This is a genomic window from Haladaptatus sp., from assembly GCF_049589095.1.
Classification (GTDB): Archaea; Halobacteriota; Halobacteria; order Halobacteriales; family Haladaptataceae; genus Haladaptatus.
Map to the genome: position 1 here is coordinate 1 of NZ_JBAWAC010000349.1, position 5257 is coordinate 5257.

Annotated in this window: 6 protein-coding genes and 1 pseudogene; 4 read left to right on the forward strand and 3 right to left on the reverse strand. The window is 61.7% G+C overall.

What is annotated here, in order from left to right:
• Window positions 1-19: 19 nt before the first annotated feature.
• On the reverse strand, window positions 20-388 hold the full coding sequence (locus WBV42_RS11080; RefSeq protein ID WP_423986084.1) for a DUF192 domain-containing protein: 369 nt from the start codon (window positions 386-388) through the stop codon (window positions 20-22).
• Window positions 389-471: 83 nt separating this feature from the next.
• Entirely contained in the window at window positions 472-708 is a 237-nt protein-coding gene (locus WBV42_RS11085; RefSeq protein WP_423986085.1) for a hypothetical protein, read from the reverse strand.
• A gap of 288 nt (window positions 709-996) precedes the next feature.
• On the opposite strand from WBV42_RS11085, the gene WBV42_RS11090 reads away from it, so the two are divergent.
• The 4 genes from WBV42_RS11090 to WBV42_RS11105 all read left to right on the forward strand — a co-directional run bounded on the left by WBV42_RS11090 (window position 997) and on the right by WBV42_RS11105 (window position 5069).
• Entirely contained in the window at window positions 997-1314 is a 318-nt protein-coding gene (locus WBV42_RS11090; protein ID WP_423986086.1) for a HalOD1 output domain-containing protein, read from the forward strand.
• 184 nt (window positions 1315-1498) lie between these two features.
• Window positions 1499-2596 (forward strand): tyrosine-type recombinase/integrase, encoded by a 1098-nt coding sequence (locus tag WBV42_RS11095; protein ID WP_423986087.1) that lies wholly within the window; start codon window positions 1499-1501, stop codon window positions 2594-2596.
• Between the two features lie 95 nt (window positions 2597-2691).
• Window positions 2692-3954 (forward strand): DUF7405 family protein, encoded by a 1263-nt coding sequence (locus WBV42_RS11100; RefSeq protein ID WP_423986088.1) that lies wholly within the window; start codon window positions 2692-2694, stop codon window positions 3952-3954.
• A 59-nt stretch (window positions 3955-4013) separates the two neighbouring features.
• Entirely contained in the window at window positions 4014-5069 is a 1056-nt protein-coding gene (locus WBV42_RS11105) for a DUF7350 domain-containing protein (protein ID WP_423986089.1), read from the forward strand.
• Here WBV42_RS11105 and WBV42_RS11110 read toward each other — a convergent pair.
• Window positions 5066-5257 (reverse strand): annotated as a pseudogene (locus WBV42_RS11110) (transcription initiation factor IIB 2); the annotation flags it as partial. The gene WBV42_RS11105 and the pseudogene WBV42_RS11110 sit on opposite strands and share 4 nt — an antisense overlap.

Here is a 5257-nt window from a genome sequence, read left to right on the forward strand (position 1 = left end):
TGTGCCCCGAGTGTGGGTGTTACTCCGTCGAGCGCGACGACTGGGCCTGACTCGTCACGAGTTCGTCACCCGGTCGGACGTTCTGCACGACACCACCCGAAAACTCGAACACACGATCCCCCGTTCCACGCGCCCTCCCCGTCCAGCGCGGCAATCGAGCGACGTTCGTTACTTCGCCGTTCTCCGTCCACACCACGTCGAGCGCCAGCGGCGTCGCCACCGTTGAAGCGCGATGGTTGCCGACCGAACCGAATTCGAACACCAACCCGTAATCGTCACGAAGGGCGAGTCGAACGAGCCCTCCGACGCGCGACCGAAGCGAATCCACGGGCTCGGCGTGTGCGACGAGCGTCCGTTCCTCCCCATTCCGTCGGTGGACGACGTGCATGGTTCCGTTTCGAGACGATTCGCTTTGAACGTTACAATCCGGTGGTGACGTGACGGTCTATTTTTATCTCCGGCCGGAGTGACTCACGCCTCCTGCCCTTGGTGGCCGTGTCCATGTCCGTGCCCGTGCCCGAGAAACAGCGTTAACCCGTGCAGGACGAGGAGACCGAAGAAGACCGGAAACAGGTTGTTTTTCAACCCGTGTAAGAGGATGGGGAGGTACACCAGCGGCAGCGACACCAACAGCCAAAAACTGACGAGTTGGACGGGTCCCGCGAGGAACTGATGGCTGAACGTAACGAGAACGTCGGCCCATGACATCAAATATCCCACACTGTACGGTATGAATACTATTGACCGGATAATCCGGTCTAACTGGCTATTAAGCCAAATCTCGACCGTTACTAACTCCTGCATAATCGAGCTTCTCAGCCCGAAACGCCCGACTGCGGCCCGTAAGACAACATCACTCTCCGCACGGGTTCCCCCTGTCTTGCCTTTTTCCGCGTCGTCGTATGACCGATACCGGTCTTTTGTCTGACAATGATTTATGTTTTTTCAGGGTGTATGTGAGACAGACGAGCCCGTGTCCCACGGGGGGAGTTCCAAATGAGTAAATCAGAAAAGCATTCGTGCCCGACGGAAACGATCACAGCGACGTATCACACGCACCACGATTGGCAGGACGCGGAACCACTCAGTACGACGGTCACGACGGCCCTCGCCGAGGCGATGGACGCCGACCCGACCGAGATCGGTCCGTTGTACGACCAGTTCGACCCGGACGCGTTGGACGGGCTGTTCCATCCCCGTCCGGATGGGGTGGCTCGCACCGGCGGTCACGTCAGTTTCACCATCGACGGCTATCGGGTCTTCGTCCGAAGTGACGGTTTCGTCTCGGTGCATCTGATCGACGGCGACGACTGACGGGACGTAGGTTTTTATCGTTCCCGCACCGACGGGACGGTATTGCGATGATTCAGCTACCGATACGGCGATGTCCGGCCTGTGGCTATCTCGGCCCGGTCGGACGCTTCGTCGATGCGGAATCGAACCTGACGTGTCCCCGGTGTGGAAACCAACTGTCCGGAACGTTCGATCCACGATTGGCATGACAGGGACGACACTGAGCGACGCGATAGAGGAGTACCTCGTCAGCATCGAGGCCGGGAACTACCGCGCCAACGCCGAATCCGCGCTGACCGCGTGGGCGAACTGGCTCGACCGCGAGCGCGAGGTTACGGCCATCGAGAACGTGGCCGTCATCGACTGTCGGCGCTACGCCCGCCACCTCAAGCGACAGGTTCGGGCGGACGAGCTAAAGTCTTCGACGGCTCACACCTACTACGCCTACGTTCGGGCGTTTCTGGGATTCTGCGAGGCGGACGAACTCATCTCCAGAAACCCGGCCGCCGCCTCGCGGGCACAGGCTGAACTGCCCGAGGACACCGCCGACGCCGACCGACAGTTCTGGTCGGCCCGCGACAGGAACGCTATCCTCGCCTTCATGGACCGACGTGTCGAGGAGGCGCTGGACGGCGAGGCCGACGTGTCGCGCGAACGTGCCTACCGCGACCGCGCTCTCGTCCGACTGCTGGCCCTCTCCGGCGTTCGCGGGGCGGAGGTGTTCCGCGACCCGGCGGACGACAAACGGAGCGGTATCGCGTGGGAGGATGTGGACATCGAGGGCGGTGCGGTTCGCGTCTTCGGCAAATCGCGGGAGTACGAGTTCGCCCAACTGCCGAAGAAGGCGGCCGACGCGCTGGAGCGATACCACCGTGTGTGTGATCCTCCAACACCACTGTTTCCGGTGTTTCCGACTGACCACGCACCGTCGAAGTACCGGGCCGCCCGCGAGTCGTTGGGCGAGGAGTTCTCCGAGGGAACGGTCGAGAGGATCCTCGACGAGAACGACATCGACGACGTGATCCGGGAGTACGAAATCGTCCTGCCAGCGATCTCGACTCGCGGGGCGCGCAACCTGATGAAACGCCTCTGTGAATCCGCCGGACTCGACATCGACGGCGAATACCTGAAACCGCACGGCGCGCGACGTGGACTGGGCCACCAACTGTACAGCGAGGGCCACGCGGAACTGGCCCAATCCGCGCTCCGCCACGCGTCCATCGCGACGACCCACGAGAGCTATTCGAACATCCGCGCCAGCGAGACGGCCGAACGGGTGGACGACGTGCTCGACGAACGCTGAATCCCGACACCGTTTGCCATATTCCCCATCTCGGACATCCCTTTTCGATGCTCGTACCAGAACCCCTTTTCTCGCGGAATCGCTAGTGTCGAACGATGAGCGATTCGACGCGAGGCATCCCCCGACGCGAGTTCATGAAAGCGGCCGTCGCCATCGGTGGATCGGCCGCACTGGCCGCCTGCGTGGACCGGGGTGGAATGCCGGACGTGCCGAAAGGCCCGTCCGACCTCTCGACACTCCCGAAACGCCAGCACGCATGGAATCAATACCTCTCCACGGACGACTACGGGAACTTCGTCGCCGCTCGCCACAAGATCCTCCTCTTTCTGAACTACAGCGGCGACGGAACGCCGGACGAGTCCGAACGGGAGACGGTCGAGAAATCTTTCCGGAGCCTCGAACACGCCTACAAACGCGGTAACGACGGTCTGTTGTTCTCTATCGGCTACTCCCCCGCCTACTTCGAGCGGTTCGGGGCGGACGACGTGCTGCCGAAACCGAAGGCGCTGGCGTCGTTCGAGTCCCCGAAACTGGACGAACAGGACGCCGTCATGCAGATCGAGAGCGACCACGCACAGGTCGCGCTCGCCGCCGAGCAGGCGTTGCTCGGCAACCGCGACGAACTGAACGGCGTGGACGTGAGCGGTATCACGGACGTGTTCGAGAAGGCCGACCGCCGGACCGGTTTCGTCGGACACGGTCTCCCCGCCGACAATCAGGACGTGAACGGCATTCCGGATTCAAAGCCGGTTCCGGAGAAGGCACCGCTGTACATGGGCTTCAAATCCGGCTTCAAGAAGAATCAGGCGAGCGAGGACCGCGTGACGATTCAAGAGGGTCCGTTCGAGGGCGGAACCACGAAACACGTCTCCCACATCAACCTGCATCTCGACCAGTGGTACGAACAGGACAGCCGTGACCAGCGCGTCGGCAAGATGTTCTGCCCGGTCCACGCCGAGCAGAACAAGGTGAAAGGCGTCGGCAACAACCTCGGCGATTCGAGCGAGATGGACGACGAGTGCATCGACAACGTGAAAGAGCACGCCCGAACCCGCGGTATCGTCGGCCACTCCCAGAAATCCGCGCGGGCCAGAAAGGACGACTCGCCGGTCATCCTCCGCCGCGACTTCGATTCGACGGACGGCGGACAGGCGGGACTCCACTTCGTCGCCATCCAGCGCTCCATCGAGGACTTCAACAAAACTCGGACGGAGATGAACGGCGACGACCTCTCCGGCAACTCCTCGGTCGGCGAGCGACTCAACAACGGGATCCTGCAGTACATGACGGTGACCCGTCGGGGCAACTTCCTCGTTCCGCCGCGTTCCCTGCGGTCGCTCCCGACGGCGAATCCTTGATACCCTTTTCGACTACCGTACCAGAACCCCTTTTCGCCGCGGGTCGTAACTTCAAACCAATGAATCGCCGTAGCGTTCTGCGGACGACCGGCCTCCTCGGTGCCACCTCGTTGGCGGGCTGTTCCGGTCTGTTTAAAACGAAGGTGATGCCACAAGCGCCGCCGTTGGTCAAAAACCGACCGGACGCGGTGTACATCCCGACACACAAGGAAGGAATGCAGATGGGTGGAATGGCGAAAAGCGGACGGTATCGCGCGGCCGTCTTCTACTCCTACCCGCACCGCTTCTGGCTGATGAGCGGCGGGACGGCACAGGACGAGAAGAAGGTCCCCATCAAGGGCGACGACGACCTGCACCTGATGGCGTCGGTCTGGGACTCCAAGACGAAGACGGTGCTCCCGACTGGAAACGTTCAAATCGATCTCTCGAAGGACGACTGGAGCACCACCCGGACGATGTGGCCCATGCTCTCACAGAACATGGGTTTTCACTTCGGGGACAATATGGGCCTCGACGGAGATGGAAAGTACACGGCGAAGGTGAAAGTCGGTGGGCTGAACGTCCGCCGAACGGGCGCACTGGAAGGCCAGTTCGGGAAGGGAGCGACCCTCTCGACGTCGTTCACGTTCGACAAGGACAAGCTGGAAAAGATCCCGTTCACGCGTCTCGACGACAAGAAAGGACAGAAGGGTGCCGTTCAGCAGATGCAGATGGACATGCCGATGAGCCACGTTCCGGAAAAGGGCGACCTGCCCGGCGATTTCGTCGGCGCGAACTCCAGCGGCGACGCGAAGTTCCTCGTCACGACCGACGAGAACAGCGACCTGGCGGAGAACTCGTATCTGCTCGTCTCGCCGCGAACGCCGTATCGGCGCTATCCGATTCCGATGATGTCGCTGTCGGCGACGCTGAAACGGGGTAGTAAGACGGTGTTCGATGACGTACTGAACGCCACCATCGACCCCGACATCGGGTTCCACTACGGCGCGGACGTGAAAAGCGTCCGGAAGGGCGATACACTCACCGTGAAGGTGGACTCCCCGCCCACGGTCTCACGTCATGAGGGGTACGAAACGGCGTTCCTGAAAATGCCGAAAATGCAGTTCTCGATTTAGGCCGCGACGCCATCTTGGCCCGCTTCGAGCAGTTCCTGATACCGGTTCCGAATCGTCACTTCGCTCACGTTGGCGACGTCGCTCACTTCCGACTGGGTTACCTTCTCGTTGCTGAGCAGGGAGCCAGCGTAGACGGCGGCGGCCGCGAGGCCAACGGGCGATTTGCCGCTGTGGACGCCCTGTTCTTT

What these genes read in the sequence shown, in the direction of transcription:
- WBV42_RS11080 (WP_423986084.1), bottom strand. Translation starts at nt 388, where the DNA reads ATGCACGTCGTCCACCGACGGAATGGGGAGGAACGGACGCTCGTCGCA.
- WBV42_RS11105 (WP_423986089.1), top strand. Translation starts at nt 4,014, where the DNA reads ATGAATCGCCGTAGCGTTCTGCGGACGACCGGCCTCCTCGGTGCCACC.
- WBV42_RS11090 (WP_423986086.1), top strand. Translation starts at nt 997, where the DNA reads ATGAGTAAATCAGAAAAGCATTCGTGCCCGACGGAAACGATCACAGCG.
- WBV42_RS11085 (WP_423986085.1), bottom strand. Translation starts at nt 708, where the DNA reads ATGTCATGGGCCGACGTTCTCGTTACGTTCAGCCATCAGTTCCTCGCG.
- WBV42_RS11100 (WP_423986088.1), top strand. Translation starts at nt 2,692, where the DNA reads ATGAGCGATTCGACGCGAGGCATCCCCCGACGCGAGTTCATGAAAGCG.
- WBV42_RS11095 (WP_423986087.1), top strand. Translation starts at nt 1,499, where the DNA reads ATGACAGGGACGACACTGAGCGACGCGATAGAGGAGTACCTCGTCAGC.